This is a genomic window from Pseudoxanthomonas beigongshangi (assembly GCF_016820515.1).
GTDB lineage: Bacteria > Pseudomonadota > Gammaproteobacteria > Xanthomonadales > Xanthomonadaceae > Pseudoxanthomonas_A > Pseudoxanthomonas_A beigongshangi.
This window is the reverse complement of record NZ_JADHDV010000038.1, coordinates 1-23,185: the sequence shown is the minus strand read 5'-3', so window position 1 is coordinate 23,185 and position 23,185 is coordinate 1. Positions and strand designations below refer to the sequence as shown.

The following is a 23,185-nucleotide window of genomic DNA, read 5'->3' as shown; positions in this document are numbered from 1 at the left end:
GGTGGCGCGGGCGGCAGCCTGACCGCGACCGCGGGTGACGGCGGTGCGGGTGGCTCGGCCACCAACGGCGACGCCACCAATGGCAGCGCTTCGTCCACGGCCAGCAATGGCGACGCCACCGCCGGCGACGGCGCGATGGGCGCGGTCGGTGCCGAAGGCGGCACGGGTGGCGATGGCAACGGCGGTGTCGGCAACGGCGGCGTCGGCAACGGTGCGACCGGCGGTGCCGGCGGCATGGGGGGCTCCGTCGCCAACGACGCGGGCACCTTCAACATGTCCAACACCATGAGCAGCGTCGGCCAATCGGCCGCCGGTGTGATGGTGGCTGCGCAGAACAGCGGCGTCGCGTCGCTGATCCAGCAGGGCATCACCGTGCAGGCCAACCTGACCGTAGGTCCGTAAGCGCTCCCCGGGCGCGCCGGGGCCGCTTCGGCGGCTCCGCGTGCCATGCGCAGGACGATCCCGCCGCCCCCGCGGCGGGATCGACAGGGGGCGCGTGGCAAGGGCGTGCCTGGATGGAACGCATGGCAAGGGAGCATGACCATGCAGACCCGATATCGCTTCGTGCGGCGCCAGCGCGCCGCACCCGCCTTGCTGTTCGCGTTGTTCGCGCTTTTCGCCGGAGGCAGCGGCAGGGCCGCGGCGGATGAACCCGTCGCGCCTGCAACCGGAACCGCCCCGGCGATGCCGGAAATTCCGGTCTCGGCCATCGACCCGCCGGCGAGCTGGCTGGTGGTGAAACCGCGTCCGGTCAGTGACATCGGCGCACCGGTGGACGTGGCGCGACTGGCCGGGATGCGCGGTGGCGAGGATGACCACGGCAGCGTGGTCGTCATCGATGTCGACGGAACCGTCGACGGCAACACCGCGCATCACATCGACAGCGGTGGAAACACCATCACCCAGGGCGCCTTCGACAATGCCAACGGCATCAACACGGTCATCCAGAACACCGGCACCAACGTGCTCATCCAGAACGCGATGGTGGTGACCGTGAATTTCGCGGATCCCGCGCGGTGAACGCCGCCCGGGCCGCCGTGGCGCTGGCCATCGCCGCATTGGCTTGTGGCGGCGCGCCGGCGGCTGCGGCGGACATGGACGTGCGCGCGCCAGGTGGTGCGTACCAGGTGCGGGTGACCAGCCTGAAGGAAGCCCGCTTCCGCACCACCATCCCCCAGCAGTTCGATTTCAGTTGCGGTTCGGCGGCGACCGCGACCCTGCTGACGTTCCAGTATGGCCATGCGGTCAGCGAACAGGACGTGTTCGTGCGCATGTACACCTACGGCGACCAGGCGCGCATCCGCAAGGAGGGTTTCTCGCTGCTGGACATGCGCCGCTATCTGCAGTCGCAGGGATTCGAGGCGGACGGTTTCGAACTGCCGCTGGAGAAACTGCAGGAAGAAGGCGTGCCGGCGATCGTGCTGTTGAACGATCGCGGCTATCGCCATTTCGTGGTGGTCAAGGGATTGAAGAACGGACGCGTGCTGCTGGGTGATCCGGCACGCGGCACGCGGGCGATGCCCAAGTCGCGGTTCGAGGCGCTGTGGGACAACCGCGTGCTGTTCGTCATCCACAACCGGCGCGCGCAGGCGCGCTTCAACCAGGAACGCGACTGGCGCACGGCCCCGCCGGCCCCGCTGGATATCGGTATCCAGCGCGATGGCCTGCGCGGCATCGCGGTGCCACGACGCGGTCCGGGAGACATCTGACATGGACAGAGCATTGTTTTCGAGCCTGCTCGCGCTGGCCGTGCTGCTGCCCGCGGCGGCCGCGCCGCTGGGCGCGCGCGGCGACGACGGGAACGGCTTGGGCGCCGAGTGGACACCGATCGATCCGGCGCGGCTGGACGGCATGCGCGGCGGCTTCCAGTTGCCGTCCGGCGCGACCCTGTCGTTCGGTATCGAGCGGGTGGTGTACGTCAACGGTGAACTGGCGGCCAGCACCGCGGTGCGGGTGGCCGATCTGTCGCGGCTCAGTGCGGAGGAGGCGCGCGCGTTGGGCGAGTTCAGCCAGGGCATCGTGATCCAGCGCGGCGACGGCAACCGTTTCGAGCCGATGCGCCTGCCCGGTGGCGTGGTGATCCAGAACACCCTGGATGACCAGCGCATCACCACCATCACCCGCCTGGAGATCGACAGCCCGGTGCTGGGTGCCTTCCAGGGCATCAACGCCGGGGGAGCACTGCAGGACGCCCTCAACGGCACGGCCGGTACGCGCTGAAACCACCATCGCCAAGGAGACACCCGATGAAACGGACGTCGAATGCTCGCCGCAAGCCGCTGGTTCTCGCCCTGGTCCTCGCGTTGACGGGCGGTACGGCCTGGGCGCAGGAGGCCCCCGTCGCGGGCGCGCGACCACCCGGCGATGGCGAGGAGCGGCTGGATGGCCTGCAACGCCAGATCAACGAACAGACGCGCCAGCTGGAGCAGACCCGGCGGGCGCTGGAGCAACAGCAGCAGGCGCTGGCTCAATTGCAGTCGGCGCTCAACGANGAGCAGACCCGGCGGGCGCTGGAGCAACAGCAGCAGGCGCTGGCTCAATTGCAGTCGGCGCTCAACGAGGAAGTCCTGGCGAACGCGCGCGCGCGCGGCGCCCCCGCGCCGGCGGTGATGCCGGTGCTCGGACAGGCACCGGTGCTCGCCGCGCAGAGCGCGCCGGCGCAGGCCACCCCGGCCGCGCGGCCCGCCCCGCAGCCGGTGGGGCAGGCCCCCGAATCCGATTCGCGTCCGCCGGAGGTGGCGCAGATCTTCGACCAGCCCGGCGTGCTGACGCCGCCCGGAAAGTTCGTGCTGGAACCCTCCCTGCAGTACGGCTATTCGGCGAACGATCGCGTCGCGCTGGTCGGTTACACCGTGATTCCCGCGATCCTGATCGGCCTGATCGACGTGCGCCAGGTCAAGACCACCACCGCGGTGGCGACCCTGACCGGACGCTACGGCCTCAACCGGCGCTTCGAGCTGGAAGCCAAGCTGCCGTATGTCTACCTCGACGGCGACACCGTCAGTCGCGAAATCTTCACCGGATCGGCGCAGGACCGCGTGTTCAACGCCAGCGGCAATGGCATCGGCGATGCCGAACTGACCGCGCGCTACCAGATCAACCGCGGTGGCCCGGACAAGGCGTTCTACATCGGCTGGCTGCGCTACAAGAGTCGCACCGGCAAGGACCTGTTCGACGTGGTCACCGATTGCGTGACGCGTTGCGTGGGCAACACCACCGGCACCGGCCTGCCGCTGGAGCTTCCCACCGGCAGCGGTTTCGAAGCGCTGCAGCCGGGCGTGACCTGGCTGTATCCCTCGGACCCGGTGGTGTTCTTCGGCAGCTTGAGCTACCTGCACAATTTCAAGCGGCGCAATGTCTCGCGCCTGCTCGTCGACGGACAGCGCGAGCCGCTGGGCGACATCGAAGCCGGCGACATCATCGGTTTCAACCTGGGCATGGGCCTGGCGCTCAACGAGAAGGCCGCCATCAGTATCGGTTACGACATGAACGTGGTCGGCAAGACCCAGCAGAACGGACGCGACGTGGCCGGCGCGGTGCGGGTGACCCTGGCCACGTTGCTGCTCGGCGGCACCTATCGCTTCAGCGACAGGGTTTCGCTCAATGTCGCGCTGGGCGCCGGACTGACCCGGGACACGCCGGATGTGAGCTTCACCGCGCGCGTGCCGATCACGTTCTGAGTAAGGGGCGGATGGCTACAGCAGGAACAGGCAGTCGCGCAGGTGTTCGGCCAGGCGCATGCTGAGCGCGACCAGGGTGAAGGTGGGAAAGGCCCAGCCACCGGTCGGAAACACCGAACTGCCGGCGACGTGCAGGTTGTCCACGCCATGCACGCGCAGGTTCCGATCGACCACGCCATCGGCGGGGTCGTCGGCCATGCGGGTGGTGCCCATGTGGTGGGCGGTGCCCTGCAGCTGCGGCGCGCGTTCGTCGTGCAGCCATGCGTCGGCCTGGAAACGTCCGCCGCAGGCCCGCGCCAGTTCCTCGCCGAACAGGTGCGTGGCGGTCCGGTAGGTGTGCCAGTCGAGCGGCGTCAGCCGCCAGTCCACGCGCACGCGGCGTTGACCGAGCGGGTCCAGATCGTCGCCCAGGCGCACCCGGCTGTCGGGATTGGGCGCCTGTTCGAAATAGCCGACGACATCGACATGGTCGGGCGGAACGATCGGGCGATCGGTCAGCCGGTTGAACATGCCGCGCGCCAGATCGCCCATGCCTGGCGCCAGTTGCAGGGCGAGGCGGGCGAGGTTCTCCTGAGGAGGCGGCGGTGCCTCGTTGCCGCTGCCGAAGCGCAGCGCCTGCGACATCTGGCCTTCCAGCGAACCTCCCTCGTCGGGACGTGGTTTGCGCAGCGCCGAACGCAATCGCCGCGCCGCGTGGATGCCGCGCGGCACCTGGCCTTCCACCGCCACCGGCCGCACGCGTCCGCTGAGCATGCGATGGGCACGCATCGCGTCCTCGGACAGGCACAGTTCGGGGAATACCGGCGTGGGACCCTTGCCCCCGGAACGATCGTAGGGACGGGTAAGCGGGGTGACCGCGCGCGCATGCAGCGTGCCCAGCCGGCCACGCGGGTGATCCATGAAGTAGCGTCCGACCAGGTCCTGTTCGTTGCCCAGCCCATGCGGCACGGACGAGTTCGACAACAGCAGCAGGCGCGCGTTCTCGATGCCGCCGCAGGCCAACACGTAGCGATGCGCGCGCACCTGGCCGCGCTTGCCTTGCAGTGAGCCGATGCGGGCGGCATGCACGTGCTCGCCACCTGCATCGGACAGCAGTTCCAGCACGTTGGCGTGCAGTACCACCTGGATGTTGGGCGCGCGCTCCAGTTCGGCGCGATAGGCTTGCCCGAAAAATACCGGACTGAGCACGAAATTGCGGTTGACCAGGCGATCGCCCTTGAAACTTGGCGGGCGCCGCGCCGGTGCGCTCAGGAAACCGCCCGCCTCGAAGTCGTGCCCGTCGATGGCAAGCAGATCGCGCGCGCGGGCGTAGTGAGGTTCCAGTTCGGCATAGGAGATCGGCCAGCCGCTGTGCGGCACCCAATCACGCGCGGCGAGATCCATCCGGCTCAAGGGGATGCAACCGCCGCCCCAGGCATTGGTACTGCCACCGAATGCGCGCAGGCGGCTGGCGGCGGGATCCAGTTGCGGATTGCCGATCGAATCACCCGCGTAGAGGTCCTGGGTCTCGGCATCGCCGGCCATACCGCCGCCCACCAGCAGGCAGACACGGACCGCCGTGTCGAGGTAGTGGCGCGCGATGGCGATGCCGGCGGGTCCGGCACCCACGATGCACAGGTGGGCATCGAAGTCGTCCGGCGTCGCGGCGTGGCGATAGTCGATCAACACGCCCGGGCCTTCCGCTTGCGACGGTTGCGTGGCTTCCTCATCGGAATCGCCTCGACCAGCCGGGAAGGGCCGGCACACTAGGACTGTTACGCGAAGTGCGGCAAAGGCAGGCCACCGCGTCGATTCCTGGTCGCCATCTCCCTGTCATGCAAGGCAGGCAGAGTCATCGGGTTTGTAACGGGAATCCGCCGATGAACGGCCTGCAAGACGAAAGGAAAGACCGGCCGACGCCGCAACCGCAGGCGGGTGCCGACACGACGCGAAGCGGAACGCGCGGCTGGCTGCGGCGCCTGCTGGGTGCGGCCATAGCCTGGACCACGCTTGGCGCCACGGTCGGGGCCGCCGCACAGGATCCGGTTCCCCAGCACTGGCTGGCGTATGCGCAGCAAGCCGGCACCGAACTGCAACGCAGGCTGGGCGAGGACAGCGTTCCCGCAAATCAATTGCACGACTGGATGGAACGTTCCGCCAGCCTGCCGCAGCGGCAGGATCCGGTGGTGGTGAAGCTGTGGATCGCGGCCAATGGCCGAATCACCCGCAGCGAGTTCACCTCGCTGGGCGACGCGGAAGCGGACGCCGCGCTCGAATCGTTGTTGCAGCCGCCGCTGGCGCAACCGCCCGCCGACATGCGCCAGCCGTTGGTACTGGGCCTGTCGCTGCGCGAATCGGCGGAACCGATTGAGCCGGCGGGGCCGGGTGCCCACGCGGGCACCAGCGGCACTTCACTCTGAGGCATCCGTCGCGTCGCTTGCCTGGCGCAATCGCTCAGCGTCCGGGAATCACCGGCTTGGGCGACGGCGGCGGTGGTCGCTGCGGCTGGGTCGACGTGCCGAAAGTGTTGCCCATCCGCTGCTGGGTGGCGGCGCGATTGGCCAGGCCTAGCTTGGTGGGCGGCTGGCGCACGATGCGCTCGGAACCGGTGAGGTTCGCATCGGGGGAGGCGGGCGGCGTGGGCGAGGTCATCAGTTGTCCCAGGCACGCGTAGTCGGGCACGCGCTCGCCATTCACTTCCACGTCGACGCAGCGGGTGTCGGCGGGCTTGGCGGATTTGGCGGGCGCCGGTGTCGATGCGGAGTCGGTCGCCGGTGGCGTGGCGGGTATCTGCGTCGCCTGCGGTTCGGCGGCCAGCGCGGAGGAAACGAGCAGCGCCGCCGCGAATGGCAACAGGCGATGCGGGGAAAGACGGGGCCGGAGCGGATTCATGGCGTGTCACCGGACTGCAACGAAGGCGGAATAGTGTGCCGTGCTCGGCGTTTCGATACTGGCGCGTTCTGCCTGCAGTTTGATGACAGCTACTTGCGGAACGACCGCTGAACCCTTCGCCGCCTGCGTGCGCGCGCCGACCGCGCGGCGAATGCCGATGCTTGCCATGCTGCTGGCCGCCGCGCTGGCATCGTTCGGCGCGGCGGCGAGGGGACCGGACGCATCGCATGACTTCAATCTGTCGGCGCAGCCGCTGGATCGCGCCTTGCAGGCCTACGGACGGATCACCGGGCTGGCGGTGCTGGTCGATGCGCGACTGCTGGCCAATCTGCATTCGGCAGAAGTGATTGGCCGCTATCGCGATGACGAGGCCCTGCGGAGGATGCTGGTGGGAACCGGATTGACCCCGCGCTTCGTCGGCGACGATGCGTTTACCCTGGTGATGTCGGGTGCCGACGCCGCGATGGACGAGCCCGCGCCGGAAACCATCGCGCCGGCGGCCACCGACAACCAGGACGCCGCCGCGCGCCGCCGTGGCGCGCGCATTCTCCAGCGCTCGCTGGAAGACGCGCTGTGCGGCGACGAATCGACCCGGCCCGGCGGCTATCGCGCCGCGATCCGGTTCCGGCTCGATGCGAGCGGCCGCATCCGGCAAGCGGAAATCAGCGAATCCAGTGGCGATGTCCTTCGCGACGCCGCGATCCTGGCACGCCTGGCGGATCTTACGTTGATCGGCCTGCCGCCGGATCTGCCGCAACCGATCACCCTGACCCTGTTGCCGGAAACCGGCCAGTCCACGCCGCCATGCCGGGGGCGGGAACGATGAGTGCCGGCCTGCGGGTACTGTTGCTGGATCACTACGAGGAATTCCGTCGGCGGTTGCGACGGCGGCTGGGTTCGGACGATCTGGCGCTGGATGCCCTGCAGGAAACCTGGCTGCGGGTGGAACGGATGCGCGAGGCCGCGCAGCCGGAACGCAATCCCATGGCCTACCTGTTCCGGATGGCGATCAACGCCGCCGCCGATCAGCGCGTGGCGCAGTCGCGGATCCTGACCGGGTTGGAAATCGACGCCTTGATGGACGAAGTGATCGACGAGCAGGATCCGGCGATCGTCGCGCTGGGCCAGGCCGATATCGCCGCGCTGGCGGAAGCCTTGCAGGAGTTGCCGCGCCGCCAGCGGGCGATCCTGCTGGCAGCGCGGGTGGAACAGGAACCGCTCGACGCCATCGCCGCCCGCCACGGCATTTCCCTGCGCATGGTCGGCAAGGATCTGAAGAAGGCGTTGCAGCACTGCGCGGACCGGCTGGACCGCCGGGTCGTGCAGCGGTTCGGTCCCGGCGCGGGAAAACAGTCGTGATGAATATGAAACCGGTCGAATCCGCTTCCCGGGAATGCGAACTGCGCGAACAGGCGCAGGCGTGGCTGCTGCGCCTCCAGTCCGGCCAGGCCACGGCCGCCGACGCCGATGCGTTCCGCCAATGGTGCAAGGCCGAGCCGGCGCACGTGCGTGCGTTCACCGAGGCGCGCCGGCTATGGAACGCGCTGGCGCCGGCCGCGGCATTGGCGGCCACCACCGCCATGACGGTGCCCGCGGCAGTCGAAGCGAACAGCGCGGGCGTCGCGGCATTGCCGCCTGCCGGCACGCATCGCGATGGCCGGCGTCCGCGCGCGATGCGGATGGGCCGGCGTGCGTTCCTGGGCGGCGCGGTGGCGGCCACGGCGGGCTGGTTGATCGCGCGTCCGCCGCTTGGCCTGTGGCCGGGCTGGGAGGAAGCCGCCGCCGACTATCGCACCGCCGTGGGCGAATTGCGTGACATCGACATCGCCGGAGTGAAGGTGGCGATGGGCGCGCGCACCGCGCTCAGCCGCGAAGGCGGCGCCGGCAACGAACTGCTGGAACTGGTCCAGGGCGAAGCACAATTCCGCACGCCCGAATCACCGGCCTCGCCGCTGCGCGTGCGGGTTGGCGATGGCCTGGTCACGCTGGCGCCGGGATCGCGCGTCAACCTGCGTTGTGTCGCCGAGGATCGTCGAATCACCTGCCTGTCCGGACAGGCGCGGGTGGAGCAGGGCGGACGCGCAGTGGTGCTGGGGCCCTCGTGGCAGGCGCAGTTGGCGGAACGCCGGATCGCGTCGGTGGCGCCGGTGGACACGTCGCGGGTGGACGCATGGCGGCATGGTTTCCTGGTGTTCTACAACGAACCGCTGGCGCGGGTGGTCGACGAGATCAACCGCTACCGGCCGGGCCGAATCCTCATCACCCGCGCCGAACTGGGCCGGCGCACCGTGCAGGCGCGCATTCCGATCCGGCAGGCCGACACCTTCCTCGATCTGGTCAAGGACGTCTACGGCGCGCGGGTGGTGCAGATGCCTGCTGGCGTGACCCTGTTGGGCTGATCGCATGGCCGGGCGACGGTGATGCCGCGCCTTTCGAATCCCGCGCTCGAATCCACGAATGCGCCTGCATCGAGGGCGTGGCGCGCTCGCGTGCACGCCGATTCGCTCGTCCGCACGGGCTCATTCGAAGTCATGCATCTGTCGCGGACGATCATCGTGCGCGCCTACTCAATGCAGTCATTAACAGGCGTAGATGACAGAAACATGAAATTCATCCGGCGAGTTGCCGCCCATTTTCGCGTGCATGAATTTTTTGTTTCAGCAGTTCAGTCGTCACCGGCCCCGTCGGTCTTACCCATCGTAACGAGCACAACCCATTCCAACGCGATGATCCGGGGACGGACGCGGGAAGGCGGGAAGTGCATCCAGCGAACGACATTCCACGGGTGGAAACAATGGTGAATCAGCCGCAGCGCACGCGCACTCCTTCCACGGCCGATGGCTTGGGCATCAAGCCGCTGGCGCACGCGATCACCGCGTTGCTGGTCGCCGGCGGCATGATCGGAACCGCCAGTGCGCAGCAGGCGTTCAGCGCGGCCTGGTTCGCCAACAAGGGGGCCAACCAGCAGTCGGCGGCCCAGTCCGGGCGCCTGCCCAACGGGCAGCCGAGCAACCTGCCGCGGCCGGAACAACAGAACCGCGAGGCGCGCGACAAGCTCAAGACCTCGATCGAGAACCTGGCCACCGCCGCGCAGGCCATCGCCATGCAGCAGCGGCTGCAGCAGGCGGCGCGCGACGCCGCCAGCCTGCGCGCGCCCACCGTTCCCGACGGTCTGGGCGAGGGGGGGCTGAAGGTTGATCAGGACGCGCTGACCCGCGGCTGGCACAACGCCAAGGATCCGACCCAGCAGGTGGCGGACGGCAAGACCACCGTCACCATCGAGCAGACCGCCGACAAGGCCATCCTCAACTGGGAGACCTTCAACGTCGGCCGCAACACCACTGTCGATTTCAAGCAGGATGCGGCGTGGTCGGTACTCAACCGGATCAACGATCCAGGTGCGCGGCCGTCGCAGATCCAGGGCCAGATCAAGGCCGATGGCACGGTGTTCCTGATCAACCGCAATGGCGTGGTGTTCAACGGCACCAGCCAGGTGAACGTCAAGAACCTGGCCGCGTCCGCGGTCGGCATGACCGATGCGCAGTTCCGCAGCGGGCTGTACAGCCAGGCGCAGGGCAAGGACTTCATTCCCACCTTCGCCAACGATCTGACCTCCACCGCCAGCAGTTTCCAGCATGGCGCGGCCACCGGCGCCGTCACCGTCGAGCAAGGTGCGCGGATCAGCACGCATGTGCCCACTTCGGTGACCGAAGGCGGCGGCTACGTGCTGCTGGTGGGCCAGCAGGTGCAAAACCATGGGCAGATCGCCACCGCCAACGGCCAGACCACGCTGGCCGCGGGCGACGCGTTCGTCATCCGCAAGGGCATGGACACGGATGGCAACCAGGCCTCGACCACGCGCGGCAATCTGGTCTCGACCCTGCGCCTGCCGGCAACTTCCGGCACCGGCACCGAGGGCAGTGCGCCAGCGACCGGCATGGTCACCAACACCGGTCTGATCCAGGCCACCACCGGCGACATCAGCCTGGTCGGCCACGAAGTCCGCCAGCAGGGCGCGGTGATCGCGACCACTTCCGTGTACACCCGCGGCACGGTCCATTTGACCAGCGATGCCACCGACGCAGACGGCCGCATCGTCCTGGACAAGGACAGCACCACCGCGGTGGTGCTGGACGAAAGCGCGACCACCGCCCTGGACGTGCAGCGCGAAACCCTCGTGCGGGACACCGACAAGCCGGACGGCAATGCCACCCACCGACGCGACCAGTCGCTGATCCGGATCAGTTCCGGTGGCGACGTCGATTTCCAGGGCCAGTCGCTGACCCTGGCCACCGGTGGGCAGGTGCTGGTGGACGCGGCGGGCCGGTCGACCGTCGCCGATGGCGCGCGCATCGACGTGTCCGGCGCGGTCGGCGTGCGCATCGCGATGGAAGCCAACAATGTCCTGATCAACGTACAGGGCAACGAGCAGCGCGACGCGTCCGGCAACCGCGACGACAAGAGCCTCAACAACAGCAACATCTGGCTGGATCGGCGCGATCTGGTGCTGGTGCCGGCCGGCACCAACGGCTACGAAACCGATCGCTGGTACACCGCCGGCGGCCTGCTGGAAGTCGGCGGCTACCTGGGCGTCACCGGCCACGGCATCGGCGAATGGTCGGCGCAGGGTGGTACCGTGCAATTCAGCGGCGGCGAGGTGGTGACCCGCCAGGGTTCGCACATCAACCTGTCCGGCGGCACCCTGGACGTGCAGACCGGCTACGTCAACCAGACCTTCCTCAAGGGCGCCGACGGCAAGCTCTACAACGCGTCGAACGCGCCGGGTGATCTTCTCTACACCGGCCTGTACAAGGGCTTCGAGGATCTGCACGAGCGCTGGGGTTCGCAGACCACGTCCTACTTCTACAACCCGCTGATCGCACCGCGGACGCGCCTGGAAGGCGGCTACGTGGTGGGACGCGACGCCGGCAAGCTGGTGGTCGCGACCCGGGGCGCGGTACTCGAAGGCGACGTCGAAGGCACCACCTTCCAGGGCGATCGCCAGCAGCGGGCGCGCGATGCGACGCTGGATGGTTACCAGCAGGCGCAGACCGCCGCCGCACGCGGCGCTAGCCTGGTCATCGGCAGCCACCGCCCGGTGTACGACAAGGACACCGGCGATCTGCGCTATTCGCCCGACGCGGTGGTCAGCGCGGTGACGATCGGCGACGCGGTGCCGGGCGCCGAACCGGAGGCGGGCCGGATCGCGCTGGACGCAGACTGGCTGAATCGCCAGGGATTGGGGGGCCTGGAGGTGTATGCGCGCGGTGGCGTGCGCGTGGACGAAGCCCTGACCGTATCGCCCGGCGGCGAAATCGCACTGCACGCCACCCAGGTGGACGTCAATGCGGACCTGACCGCGCGCAGCGGCAGCATCCGCCTGGGCAACATGGTCGTCCGCCACATCAGCGCCGAGGGCGGCAGCTGGCAGGAAACCGCGATCAGCGAAGTCACGCCGCCCGGCTATGCGCGCCAGACGAACCTGGCCGACGGAGTCACCCTGGACGCACGCGGCCTGTGGAACAACCGCCAGCACGATCCTCTCGCCATCGGCGGCCTGCCGTACGTGGATGGCGGCAGCGTGTCGTTGCGCAGCGACGGCAACGTGGTGCTGGGCAAGGACAGCCTGATCGACGTTTCGTCCGGCGCCACCCTGGGGGCGGACGACCGCCTGCATGGCGGTCGCGGCGGCAACGTGAGCCTGGCGGCCGGCCTGGTGGGCGGCGCCGGCGTGCTGTCGCTCGACGGCACGCTGCGGGGCCACGGCGTCAACGGCGGCGGCAAGCTCGATATCGAGCACGGCACCCTGGTCAGCATCGGTGACGGCATTCCGCAAATCATCGAGCAGTTGCAGGCCGGTGAAACCAGCGATCTGCCGCTGCGCCTGGCAAACGACTACGTGATCCCGGCCGGGCAGCCGATTCCGATGGACTTCTCGGTCGTCATGACCCGCGTGCTGGGCGACCAGCCGGTGCCGGTGCGCACCCGCCCGCTGATCAGCGAAGCCAATCCGGTGACGTTGCAGGCCGAGTGGCGCTTGCCGACCGCGGTGCTGCTCGCCAATGGCACCTACCAGTACGCCGGCACCGTGCTGCCCGCCGGCACCGTGCTGCACGCCATCACCGAACTGGAAGCGGGCTACGTGGTGCCGCGCGACGTGTTCCCGGATGGCTTGCCGATCACCGCGTATACGGCGACGTACCAGGGCGGCAGCATCGCCGCCACCGACATCGTGGTGCCGCGCGGCCAGCGCATTCCGCCCGGCACCGCCTGGCCCGAGACCGTCGAAGTGCAGTCCTTCCTGGCATTGGACGGGGCGCTGTTCCAGTCCGGTTTTGGTGCCTATGCGATCCATGGTCGCGACGGTGTTTTGGTGCAGCCGGGCACCGAACTGTCGGTGCTGATGCCGCTGCTTGACTACGACCGCGACACCGCGCGCCGGATCGCGAGCGGCGCGGACCCCTCGGAAGCGCTGTCGGTATGGCTGCCGCCGACGCAGGCCGACGATCCCGACCAGGGCCGGACCACGCTGCGCCGGGGCGCGAGCCTGTCGCTCACGGCCGGTTCGATCTACGCCAATGGCGTGCTGGAGATGGGCAAGGACAGCCGCATCGAGGTGGATCCGGGGCAATCGATCACCTTGACCGGCAACGACCAGATCACCATCGAGGGCGAACTGCGGGCGCATGGCGGGCGCATTTCCATCCTGCCCGGCGCGTGGGGGCAGGGCCTCGACAGGAACCGGCCGAACGGGAAGCCGAACGGACGCTCGATCTGGATCGGCGACGACGCGGTCCTGGATGTGTCTGGACGCGCCTACACCGGCGTCGACGCGAACGGGCGCCGCTTCGGCCAGGTGCTCGACGGCGGCACCATCGAAATCGGCGCGCGCCATGACCTGGAGGCGCGCGAATTCAACGCTGTGGACGCGTTCCTGGTGGTGCGTCGCGGCGCGCGACTGGAGGCGTCCGGTGCCCAGGCGACGCTGGATCTGCCCGGCCTCGGCGGCACACTGATTCCCAGTCATGGCGGCGTGATCGCGCTGAGCGCGAGCAATGGCCTGTATATCGACGGCCAACTGCGCGCGGCCGCAGGCGGTGCCGGTGCGGCCGGCGGTACTCTCGCACTGAATCTGGAAACCCCGCTTTACCGCGAAGTGGGGCGCTGGGATTACCTGGGGGATGACGTCGACGACGCCGTGCGCGTGCCGCGCGAGCTGCTGCTGGAGCAGAACTACGGCGGCAGCGGACTGGCCGACGACGCCGAAGTCGGGCAGATGCACGAGAGTCTGGTCTATGGCCGGGCCCGCTATGGCGTGGACGCGATCCACGCGGGCGGATTCGACACCACCGCGCTGCACGTCAACGGCTTGCTGAGCTTCGCCGGCGACATTGACCTGCGCATGCGGCAAGCCCTGTATCTCACTGCCAGCGGCATCGGACTGGGTGCCGATGCCGCCCGCGACAGCCGGGTGACCCTCGCCGCGCCGTACCTGCGACTGTCCGGCTCCACGCGCCGCCAGGGCGATGGCGAGATGATGCCGAATCCAGTGTTCGGTTCGCGCAACATCAGCGCCGGCAATGGCACCCTGGGCGTGCCCGGCATCGCCGAAGGCTCCGCGCTGCGCCTGGATGCGGATCTGATCGACATCGTCGGCGAAGTCGGCATGGGCGCCAATGGCACGATCATCCACAACAGCGGCACGCCGCTGGAAGTCCGGCGCGACGCGTTCGAGGCGCTGCAACTGCACAGCCGCGGCGACCTGCGCCTGCGCGGCGCCAAGCTGTTCTCGCCCGGCGACACCTTGCTGGAAGCCCGCCAGATCTACGGCAATGGCAACGTCGTCGTCGGCCTGCGCAGCCGTGTCAACCAGTGGAACAATCTGGAGCAGTACTACGACCCGGACAGTCGTCTCGACATCGCCCGGGTCGGCAGCGAACTGCCGCCAATGCCTTACAGCGTGTTCGGCGCCATGAGCTTCGCCGCCGCCACCGTCAACCAGGGCGGCGTGCTGCGGGCACCGCTGGGCAGCATTACGCTCGGCAGTGCGGACAGCAACGGCAAGACCGGTCTGGTCAACCTGTTGCCAGGCAGCATCACCTCGGTCAGCGCACGCGGCCTGATCATGCCCTACGGCGGCACCGTCGATGGATTGGTCTATCAGTACGAAGGCACCGACGTCGAATTCCGCGGACTCGGCAACGAGCCGAAGGTCGAGTTCCAGAGCCATGCGGTGAACGCACAGGCCGGGGCAACGGTGGATCTGTCCGGTGGCGGTGAACTTGCCGGTGCCGCATTCCTGTCCGGCCGTGGCGGCTCCACCGACGCGCGCCTGCATCCGTTGGTGCAGATGGCCGCCGATGGCAGCGGTTTCACTTTGCCGGGCCTGTCGACCAATCCGGTCTATGCGATCGTCCCGGGCGTGCAGGCGGGACAGGCCCCGGTGGGAGGAGAGCAGGGCGCCGGTGCGCCGGCGCTGGGTCGCCAGATCACCATCGGTGCCGGCGTGCCTGGCCTGCCGCCGGGCACCTACACGCTGCTGCCTTCGACCTATGCGTTGCTGCCGGGCGCTTTCCGTGTCGAGATCAACGGCTTGGCCAATTCCGCGGCCTCGTTCGGCAGCACCACCGCGATGCGCAACGGCTCCTGGAGCGCGGCGGCGCAGCTGGGAACCGCCAATACCGGCCTGCGCGACGTGTTGCCGACCCAGGTCATCCTGACCTCGGCCGACACCCTGCGCAGCTATTCGCAATACAACGAGACCAGTTACGCACAATTCGCCATCGACAGCGCCGCGCGCGACGGAGTCCCGCGTGCGCTGCTGGAACGCGATGCCAAGGCCATCAGCCTGCGCCTGATCGAACGAAGCGAGGAAGGTTCGCGCAGCGAACCCTCGCTGCGCTTTGACGCCACCGTGCTGGCAAAGCCCGAGCAGGGCGGGCACGGCAGCCTGACCAATCTCTGGTACGCGCGGAACTATGAAATCCTGGCCGACGGCGCCGCGCCCACCGAGGGCTTCACCGGCGTTTCGATCCATGCCAGCGAACTCAACGCCCTCGGTGGCGCGCGCCTGGTCATTGGCGGACGCCTGACCAGCACGCAGCGGGATCACACCGGCAGCCAGCAGCGGGCCAACCAGATCGGCATCTTCGGCAACTCGACGGCAAACATCGTGCTGCGCGAGGGCGCGGTGCTGGAGGGCACCGACGTCTTCCTGATCAGCAGCCGGGTGGACGGCGCGATCACGCTGGAGCAGGGCGCCGGCATCAATACGCTCGGCAAGGGAGCTTCGACGCTGGGAGCCGAACAGGGCTACGTGTATACCCCCGGCCAGAACTCCGTGCTGGCGGTTTCCAACGGTGCGCTCGACCTGCTGGCACCGGACGCGCCCAATTCGGACGGCGGCGGAGCCGGCGCGATCGAGATTGGCGTGTGCGCGGCAGGGGGAAGCTGCGCGGGTGAAACCCGGCTCTATTCCGAAGGCACGATCGCCACCGCGACCGACAACCGCTTCGTGCTGGGCGACGAGGTGCGCTACGGGACCCGCAACCTGGTGCTGGCGGTGGGCGGCATCAATGTGGGCAGCCAGGCCGCGCTGGCCGACGCCGCGGCGCGCGGCGCGCTGCCCGCCGGCATGACCCTCAACCAGCAGGTCCTGGACCGGTTGCTGCTCGGCGATACCCGCAATGGCGCGCCCGCGTTGCAGAACCTTGCGCTGACGGTGCGCGAATCGATCAACTTCTACGGGTCGGTCAGCCTGTCCACCTTCAATCCGGTCACCGGCAAGTCCGCGCTGGAGCAACTGGTCCTCGGTGCACCGGCGATCTACGGCTACGGCGATGCCGGCGACGTGGCGCGCATCCATACCGACACCCTGGTCTGGACCGGATCGCGGCTGGCGGGTGGCAACGTGGTCGCGCAGGGCCCCGGCACTGGCAGCGGGCAGCTGACGGTCGATGCGCGGGTGATCGACTTCGGCCATGCGACCAAGAGCCAGCCGGATACGGTGCGCAGCTACGACCGGATGACGCTCGGCTTCGCCGGCGTGAACCTCAACGCGAGTGAACGGGTCACCGCCTCGCACAAGGGGACCCTGTCGGTATACCGGTCGCAGGGGGAGTGGGACCCCGCCGCCAAGGCGTTCACCTATCACGGCGGCGATCTGAACATCAGCACGCCGTTGTTGACCGGCGCGGCGGGTTCGGTCAACCGGATCACCGCCGGTGGCGATGTGCGCGTGACTGGATCCGGTGGCGTGGCGCCGGCGGTGGCCAGCGATGCGCTCGGCGCCGAGATCGCGCTGGACAGCCGCGGCGGCCGACTGCTGTTCGACGGACTGGCGTGGCTGCCGAGCGGCAAGCTCACCCTGAGCGCGCAGGACGACGTGGTGCTGGGGGATGCCGCACGGCTTGATCTGGCCGGACGCAAGCTCGAATTCTTCGATGTCAGCAAGTACAGCTGGGGCGGCGACGTGGTGCTGGAAAGCCGCACCGGTGACGTCCGCCAGTCCGCGGGTGCGCAGATCGATCTGTCCGCGCGCTTCAATCGCGCCGGCAAGCTGGGCGCGTTCGCCCAGGCCGGCACGGTGGACCTGGCCGGTCGCATCCTCGGCGCCAGCAGCGGCCACTACGACGCCGGTGGCACCGAGGTGCCGTTCATGGCCGGTCGCATCGACGTGCATGGCCTGCACATCGCCGATTTCGGCGGGCTCAACGCGCGGCTGACCGCCGATGGCGTCACCGGTGCGCGCAGCTTCCGGCTGGGCGAGGGTGATCTGGTCGTGGGCAACGAGATCAAGGCCCATGAAGTCAACGTCTCGCTCGACAAAGGGCATCTCACGGTCGATGGCGTCATCGATGCCAGCGGCGAACAGGCGGGCAACATCCGCCTGGCCGCGCGCAATGGCGTCACCCTGACCGGCGGCGCGGTGCTGGATGCCAGCGCCGACGTGCTGCGCCGGGACAGCTACGGGCAGGTCATCGAGGCGCCCAACCGCGCGGTCATCGAGGTGGGTTCCGGTGCCGGCCTGTTGCGGATCGACAGCGGCGCACGCATGGATCTGCGGGTGGCAGGTGCCGATCGTGGCTATGGCACGGTGGCGCTCAACGCGCCGCGCATCGGCGGCGACGATGTCGCCATCGATGCCCGCGGCGACATCGCCATCGAAGGCGCCAAGACCATCACCGTCAACGCTTTCACCAGCGACGACAGCGCCCGGCCCGGCGTGGATGCCACCACCGACGGCGGCAGCTACCAGATCATCGACCAGGACTATCTGGACCGCCTGCACGGGCAGAACACGGCATTCATCACCGCCGCCCTCGGCAACGCGGATCTGATGGAGCATCGCCTGGCCGGCCTGCGTGGCTATCGCGATCAGTTCCATCTGCGCCCGGGCGTGCAGATCGTCAGCAGCACGGATCCGGCCATCAATCCGGATGGCAACCTGCACGTGGATGGCGATCTGGATCTGTCCGGCCATCGCTACGCCAGCGTCAATCCGCATTCGCAGCAGACCGCCACGCGCGGTTCCGGCGAAGCCGGCGCGCTGGTGATCCGCGCGCGCGGCGATCTGGAAGTGTTCGGCAGCATCAGCGACGGCTTCGACGGCTCGCGCCTGACCGCTGGCTTCGATGACCAGGGCTGGATCCTGACCAAGGGGCGGCAGCCGCATGGCGCCGACGTGGTCGTGCCGCATGGCGGCAAGGTCACGCTGGTGGCCGGTACTGTGTTCCCCTCCGGCAAAGTGCTCAATTACGACGTGCGCATCGTCGGCATGGAAGTGGCCGCGGGCACCCAACTGCCAGCGGAAGCGACGCTGGCGCAGCCGTTGACGCTGGCGCGCGGCACCGTGCTGGGCGGCCCCGTGTTCGATGCCGGCGGCACTCTGCTGTACGCGGCGGGCACGGTGCTGGCCGACACGGTCACGTTGCCGGCCAATACCCACCTCGGCGCGGGCCTGCGACTGCCGACGGCGGCGCGACTGGGCGAAATGATCTGGCCGGCCGGTATCGCACTGCCGGCGCCTTCGCGCGGTTCCGGCGTGGCACTGGCCGCCGATCTGGCGCTGGCCAAGGGGGCTTTCATCCCCAGCGAGACCGAAGTCAAGTTGCCGGGTGACGTGCAAACCGTCGACCTGCGCGACAAGGACGCGGATGGCCATCAGGGACTCCAATGGGCACTGGCGCCGATGCTCGCGGCCGGATCGCAGTCCTGGGACATCACCCTGGTGGGTGGCGCCGCTCCGGATGCGGCGGATCGCCTGGCGGTCGCGCGTGAGCGAACCGGCGGTCTGCGTCTGTCCGACAACCATTACGGCATGGGCATGCAGCAGTTGCCGGTACCGGGTACGGGTTCTCCGGCGGTGTATCGCTGGGGCGATGCGCCCCACCAGGAATTCGTCGACCTGCTGTCGATGTTCGGTTACTCGTTCCCGATCATCGCCGGCGCGGTGATTACGCCCGCGGAAGTCGAGGAACTTCAGCTGCTGGGCATCATCGGTGTCGACGCGGGCGAGCTGAACCTCTGGGGTTATGGCGATCTCTCCGCGCTGGTCACGCCTGCCACGCCGCCGGACATGGATTACTACACGTTGCCGGTGCGCGAGCAACTGGCCAGTGTGGTGCGCACCGGCACCGGTGATCTGAAGCTGGTGTCCGGCGACGACATCCTGACCACGTCGCTGTACGGCGTCTACACCGCCGGCACGCCGTCGGCGCGCATCACCGCGGCCGATGGCAGCGAGCCGTTCAACCTGCCGCGGGGCGCGGTCGTGGATGGGACCATCCTGGGGCCAAGTGGCGGCGACCTGTTCGAACATCTGGTCGACGGCGGCAGCCAGAGTCTGTACCAGGCGTGGTTCCCGGAGGCCGGTGGCAACCTGCTGCTGCGCGCACGCGGGGACATCATGGGCGACAGCGTCGGCAAAACAACGGCCGTGATTCGCCCGGATGCGCTCGGTTACCGGAATGGCCCGCTCACCGGCAGCGCATCGATCGGCAACTGGCTGTGGCGGCAGGGCAGCGGCAGCGTCGGCGATGCCGGCGGCAACGTGGCCACGGCATGGTGGATCAACTTCGGCACCTACATCGCGTCGAACCGGGACAACGGCATGTCCGGATTCGAAGGCATGCCACGAATGATGGCGTTCACCGGTTTCGGCACGCTGGGAGGCGGCAACCTGCTGCTGGAAACCGGCGGTGACGCCGGCATGCTTCAGGGACGCGGCGACAAGGGCTACGTGATCGCCCGCAGCCAGGGCGTGAACCTGGCGGTGGCCAGCACCGGTCGGGTGACCGCGTCCGGTGAACTGGTACAGACCGGCGGTGGCGATCTGGATATCCGCATCGGCGGGGGCCTGAACCCTGATCCGTACGAGCGCAGCTTCCCCGTCGGCAACCTGGTTCCGGAAGCCAATACCTTCCCGGCCAACAACGTCCACCGCCTGGACCTCAACGGCAGCTTCACCAACCTGCGCGGCGCGCTGCGCATGGAAGCCGGAGCGGTCGGCGGCGTCGAACTTCGCCATGGCGGCATGGATCCCAAGGAGTCGCGCGCCAACGACGTGTACACCGCGACGGCGGCGACCTCCGGTGGCGGTCCGTTGCTGGTGCTGGGCGACGCCACCGCGCGCATCGATACGCGCGGCGATCTGGTCCTGACCGGCGCCGCCGACGGTGGCCGGGTGCCGCAGTTCCACGGCGGATCCCCGTACCGGATCAACGACACGCTGCACGATGGTGGCGGCTGGAACTGGTTCTCGCTGTGGACACCTTCCACCGCGGTCGACCTGTTCGCCGCCGGCGGCAACCTGACCCCGACCCTGGGTGAACTGGATCGCGGCAGCTTCAGTGACTTCCAGGCCACCGACGGCAATTTCATCTATCCCTCGACCGTGCGTGCGGTCGCCGCCAGCGGCAGTCTGTTCTATGGCATCAACGGCCTCGCCAACGGCGTGGTCCTGGCGCCTTCGCCGGTGGACGGGCGTTTCGTGGTCGAAAGCGCCGGCCAGCTCGAATTGCTGGCGCGCGATTCCATTTACGCGGGCGGCAATGGCTTCTCGGTGTCGGGTGCGGATCCGACCCGCTTGCCCAGCCCCTTCAATCCCGGTTTCGTCGGCTTTGATGACAACGTCTGGTACGGGCGTCGCGTCTGGCACAACGTCAGTCCCGATGCGCTGGCACCGTCGGCACTGTTCGCCTTCGGTCACGACGGGCCGCTCGGCACTTCGCAGGCCTATCCGCTGTTTTCGTTCACGCCGCCCACCGCGTCGGGCCATGTGTACGCGGGTCGCCAGCCCGCGCGTTACTACGCGGTGGAAGGGGATCTGGTGGGGCTGCAGCTTGGCGGCATCGTCTATCGTGGCCTGCATACCGGGGAGCGCGGCAACTATCCGTCCTGGTACGACGGCGGTGGCGCGGTCGCGGTCCGCGCCGGCCGCGACATCGTCAACGCGGGCACCCAGTTGGGCCAGTTCGATACGCTTGGCCAGAACTACGGGCAGGAGACGGGCGCGCTCGGCTGGTTCGGTGTCCCGACGACCCTCGACCTTTCCGCGCCACACAAGCCGAATTACGTCGGCACCGGCACCTCGCGCGGCAATCTGATCGTGCACACCAGCGCCGACGACGTGTCGGTGGTCGAGGCGGGACGGGACATCCGCTTCAGCTCCTTCTACATCGCCGGTCCCGGCGAATTGGAACTCACCGCCGGCCGCGACGTGTACATGGCCGACAAGGCCGAATTGCGCAGCATCGGGCCGGTCTACAACGTTACTCCGGGTGATCGGGGCAGCGGCGCCGGCATCACCGTCATGGCCGGGGTAGGCGAGCACGGTGCGGACTGGGCGGCCTTCGCGGCGCGCTACCTGGACCCGGCGAACCAGGCCGATCCGGAACGCCCGCTGGGCGATCAGCCCGGCAAGGCGGTGCGCATCTACGACGGCGGCCTGACCCTGGCGCAGTGGCTGGCACGCGAGTTCGGCTACACCGGAGACGAGGCCGGCGCGACGACATTCATGCTCGAAAAGCAGGCCGAGCTGGATCAGGTCCGCAACACCGCGCTGGCGGCAGGCAAGAGCGCAAGCAACCGCAACCTGACGCGCGAGTTCCAGCGCGAGAGCGATCTGCACCTGGTCAACTGGCTCACCGCGCGTTTCGGCGGCGCCAACGGCCTGGGCCTGCACTTCGACGCCGCCGGCATGGACGCGCGCGCCTTCTTCGCCGCGTTGCCGCCGGAGCAGCAACGCGTGTTCCTGCGCAATGCCTATTACAACGAACTGAAGACGGCCGGTCGCGAGTACAACCAGGACGGCGGCCCGCGCGAAGGCAGCTACCTGCGCGGACGCGAGGCGATCGCCACGCTGCTGCCAGCGAAGGACAGTGCCGGCAACGCCATCCGTTACGAGGGTGGCCTGACGATGTTCAGCAGCGCCTTGTACTACGAGACCTTCGGCGAGACGCCCTCCGCACGCCCCCGGCCGGGCCAGAGCTACATCCGCGAGGACGAATGGTTCGCGCGCGGCCGTCCCGGCGGCGTGCCGTTCTACAAGGTTCTCGATGCCGGCATCCATACCGACTTCGGCGGCGACATCAACCTGCTGGTGCCCGGCGGCCGCACGCTGGTCGGCGTGGATGGCGGATTCACCCCGGCGGAAGGTTCCGGCGTGCTGACCCAGGGCGATGGCGATATCAACATGTACTCGCAGGGCAGCATCCTGCTGGGCCAGAGCCGCATCTTCACCACCTTCGGCGGCAACATCCTGGCCTGGTCGGCGGAGGGCGACATCAACGCCGGCCGCGGCAGCAAGACCACCATCGTGTACACCCCGCAGCGTCGTGCCTATGACGCCATCGGCAATGTTTCGCTGTCGCCGACCACGCCGAACACCGGCGCGGGCATCGCCACGCTCAATCCGATCGCGGAAGTGCCGCCCGGCGATGTGGATCTGATCGCGCCGTTGGGCACCATCGACGCGGGCGAGGCGGGCATCCGTGTTTCCGGCAACGTCAACCTGGCCGCGCTGCGGGTGGTCAATGCCGAGAACATCCAGGTGCAGGGCGAGGCCAAGGGTATTCCGGTGGTCGCGGCGGTGAACGTCAGTGCGCTGTCCAACGCCAGTTCCGCCGCCACCAGCGCGGTGCAGGCGGCGCAGGACGTGGTCAAGCGGCAGAACGCGCGGAATCGTCCGTCGGTGATCAGCGTGCAGGTGCTCGGCTTCGGCGCCGACGCCAGCGGCGCAGCGCCGCGCGGTGGCGAAGGCGAGAGCTACGACGCCAACAGCGTGGTGCAGGTGAGCATGGGCGATCCCGCGGCGGAACCGCGCAAGCGCCCGGCACCGTCAAACCCGCGTCAAGGACGGCATTGAGAATGAAACGACGCCCGATGGGGATCGGATTCGTCCGCACGCTCCGCAATCCGGAAATCCCGCTGCCGCTGGTCTCGATGACGCCACCGCCCATGCAGCGGCGTCATCGGATGAAGGTCGCTGCCGATTCGCTTTTGTCCTTCCTTACGCATTGAGAACCCGACCGATGTTCCCAGACAAGAAGGCGCCGAGGCTGGCGCCGTTGACCCTGTGCCTGCTGGCCGCGAGCACATCCACGTTCGCGCAGGACGCCCCGCCCGCGGCCGAG

The 23,185-nt window shown here is 68.7% G+C and carries 11 protein-coding genes and 1 pseudogene; 10 read left to right on the top strand and 2 right to left on the bottom strand.

The window, feature by feature from the left end; genetic code table 11:
• The 4 genes and pseudogenes from IQ458_RS18435 to IQ458_RS18420 form a co-directional block, all read left to right on the top strand.
• Positions 1 to 402: pseudogene (locus IQ458_RS18435) on the top strand (hypothetical protein); the annotation flags it as partial.
• 135 nt (positions 403 to 537) lie between these two features.
• Entirely contained in the window at positions 538 to 1,020 is a 483-nt protein-coding gene (locus IQ458_RS19705) for a hypothetical protein (RefSeq protein ID WP_235996990.1), read from the top strand.
• Complete coding sequence (locus IQ458_RS18425; protein ID WP_328805227.1) at positions 1,017 to 1,709, top strand: C39 family peptidase; 693 nt, start codon at positions 1,017 to 1,019, stop codon at positions 1,707 to 1,709. Before IQ458_RS19705 ends, IQ458_RS18425 begins: the two co-directional genes overlap by 4 nt.
• 1 nt (position 1,710) lies before the next feature.
• Positions 1,711 to 2,220, top strand: coding sequence for a hypothetical protein (locus IQ458_RS18420; RefSeq protein ID WP_183641469.1), 510 nt, complete (start codon positions 1,711 to 1,713; stop codon positions 2,218 to 2,220).
• Positions 2,221 to 3,695: 1,475 nt separating this feature from the next.
• Here the strand turns inward: IQ458_RS18420 and IQ458_RS18410 are convergent.
• Positions 3,696 to 5,348, bottom strand: coding sequence for a GMC oxidoreductase (locus IQ458_RS18410; RefSeq protein ID WP_318289023.1), 1,653 nt, complete (start codon positions 5,346 to 5,348; stop codon positions 3,696 to 3,698).
• Positions 5,349 to 5,539: 191 nt separating this feature from the next.
• Between IQ458_RS18410 and IQ458_RS18405 the strand changes: the two genes are divergently transcribed.
• Positions 5,540 to 6,079, top strand: coding sequence for a hypothetical protein (locus IQ458_RS18405; RefSeq protein ID WP_203323731.1), 540 nt, complete (start codon positions 5,540 to 5,542; stop codon positions 6,077 to 6,079).
• A 34-nt stretch (positions 6,080 to 6,113) separates the two neighbouring features.
• Here the strand turns inward: IQ458_RS18405 and IQ458_RS18400 are convergent, their stop codons facing one another.
• A complete protein-coding gene (locus tag IQ458_RS18400; RefSeq protein WP_183641460.1) occupies positions 6,114 to 6,551 on the bottom strand; it encodes a hypothetical protein in 438 nt (145 codons plus the stop codon).
• A 157-nt stretch (positions 6,552 to 6,708) separates the two neighbouring features.
• On the opposite strand from IQ458_RS18400, the gene IQ458_RS18395 reads away from it, so the two are divergent.
• The 5 genes from IQ458_RS18395 (at position 6,709) to IQ458_RS18375 (ending at position 23,072) form a co-directional block, all read left to right on the top strand.
• Positions 6,709 to 7,377, top strand: a complete 669-nt coding sequence (locus IQ458_RS18395) for a hypothetical protein (protein WP_203323730.1) — start codon at positions 6,709 to 6,711, stop codon at positions 7,375 to 7,377.
• A complete protein-coding gene (locus IQ458_RS18390) occupies positions 7,374 to 7,910 on the top strand; it encodes an RNA polymerase sigma factor (RefSeq protein WP_183641452.1) in 537 nt (178 codons plus the stop codon). The genes IQ458_RS18395 and IQ458_RS18390 overlap by 4 nt, the downstream gene beginning before the upstream one ends.
• Positions 7,910 to 8,950 (top strand): FecR family protein, encoded by a 1,041-nt coding sequence (locus IQ458_RS18385; RefSeq protein WP_203323729.1) that lies wholly within the window; start codon positions 7,910 to 7,912, stop codon positions 8,948 to 8,950. Before IQ458_RS18390 ends, IQ458_RS18385 begins: the two co-directional genes overlap by 1 nt.
• A 398-nt stretch (positions 8,951 to 9,348) precedes the next feature.
• On the top strand, positions 9,349 to 22,917 hold the full coding sequence (locus IQ458_RS18380; RefSeq protein ID WP_203323728.1) for a filamentous haemagglutinin family protein: 13,569 nt from the start codon (positions 9,349 to 9,351) through the stop codon (positions 22,915 to 22,917).
• 2 nt (positions 22,918 to 22,919) lie between these two features.
• Positions 22,920 to 23,072, top strand: a complete 153-nt coding sequence (locus tag IQ458_RS18375; RefSeq protein WP_192197818.1) for a hypothetical protein — start codon at positions 22,920 to 22,922, stop codon at positions 23,070 to 23,072.
• Positions 23,073 to 23,185: the final 113 nt, after the last annotated feature.

Bases quoted from the DNA above. Each gene is read 5' to 3' on its own strand.
- IQ458_RS19705 (WP_235996990.1), top strand. From the start codon at position 538: ATGACCATGCAGACCCGATATCGCTTCGTGCGGCGCCAGCGCGCCGCA.
- IQ458_RS18420 (WP_183641469.1), top strand. From the start codon at position 1,711: ATGGACAGAGCATTGTTTTCGAGCCTGCTCGCGCTGGCCGTGCTGCTG.
- IQ458_RS18405 (WP_203323731.1), top strand. From the start codon at position 5,540: ATGAACGGCCTGCAAGACGAAAGGAAAGACCGGCCGACGCCGCAACCG.
- IQ458_RS18400 (WP_183641460.1), bottom strand. From the start codon at position 6,551: ATGAATCCGCTCCGGCCCCGTCTTTCCCCGCATCGCCTGTTGCCATTC.
- IQ458_RS18395 (WP_203323730.1), top strand. From the start codon at position 6,709: ATGCTTGCCATGCTGCTGGCCGCCGCGCTGGCATCGTTCGGCGCGGCG.
- IQ458_RS18390 (WP_183641452.1), top strand. From the start codon at position 7,374: ATGAGTGCCGGCCTGCGGGTACTGTTGCTGGATCACTACGAGGAATTC.
- IQ458_RS18385 (WP_203323729.1), top strand. From the start codon at position 7,910: ATGAATATGAAACCGGTCGAATCCGCTTCCCGGGAATGCGAACTGCGC.
- IQ458_RS18375 (WP_192197818.1), top strand. From the start codon at position 22,920: ATGAAACGACGCCCGATGGGGATCGGATTCGTCCGCACGCTCCGCAAT.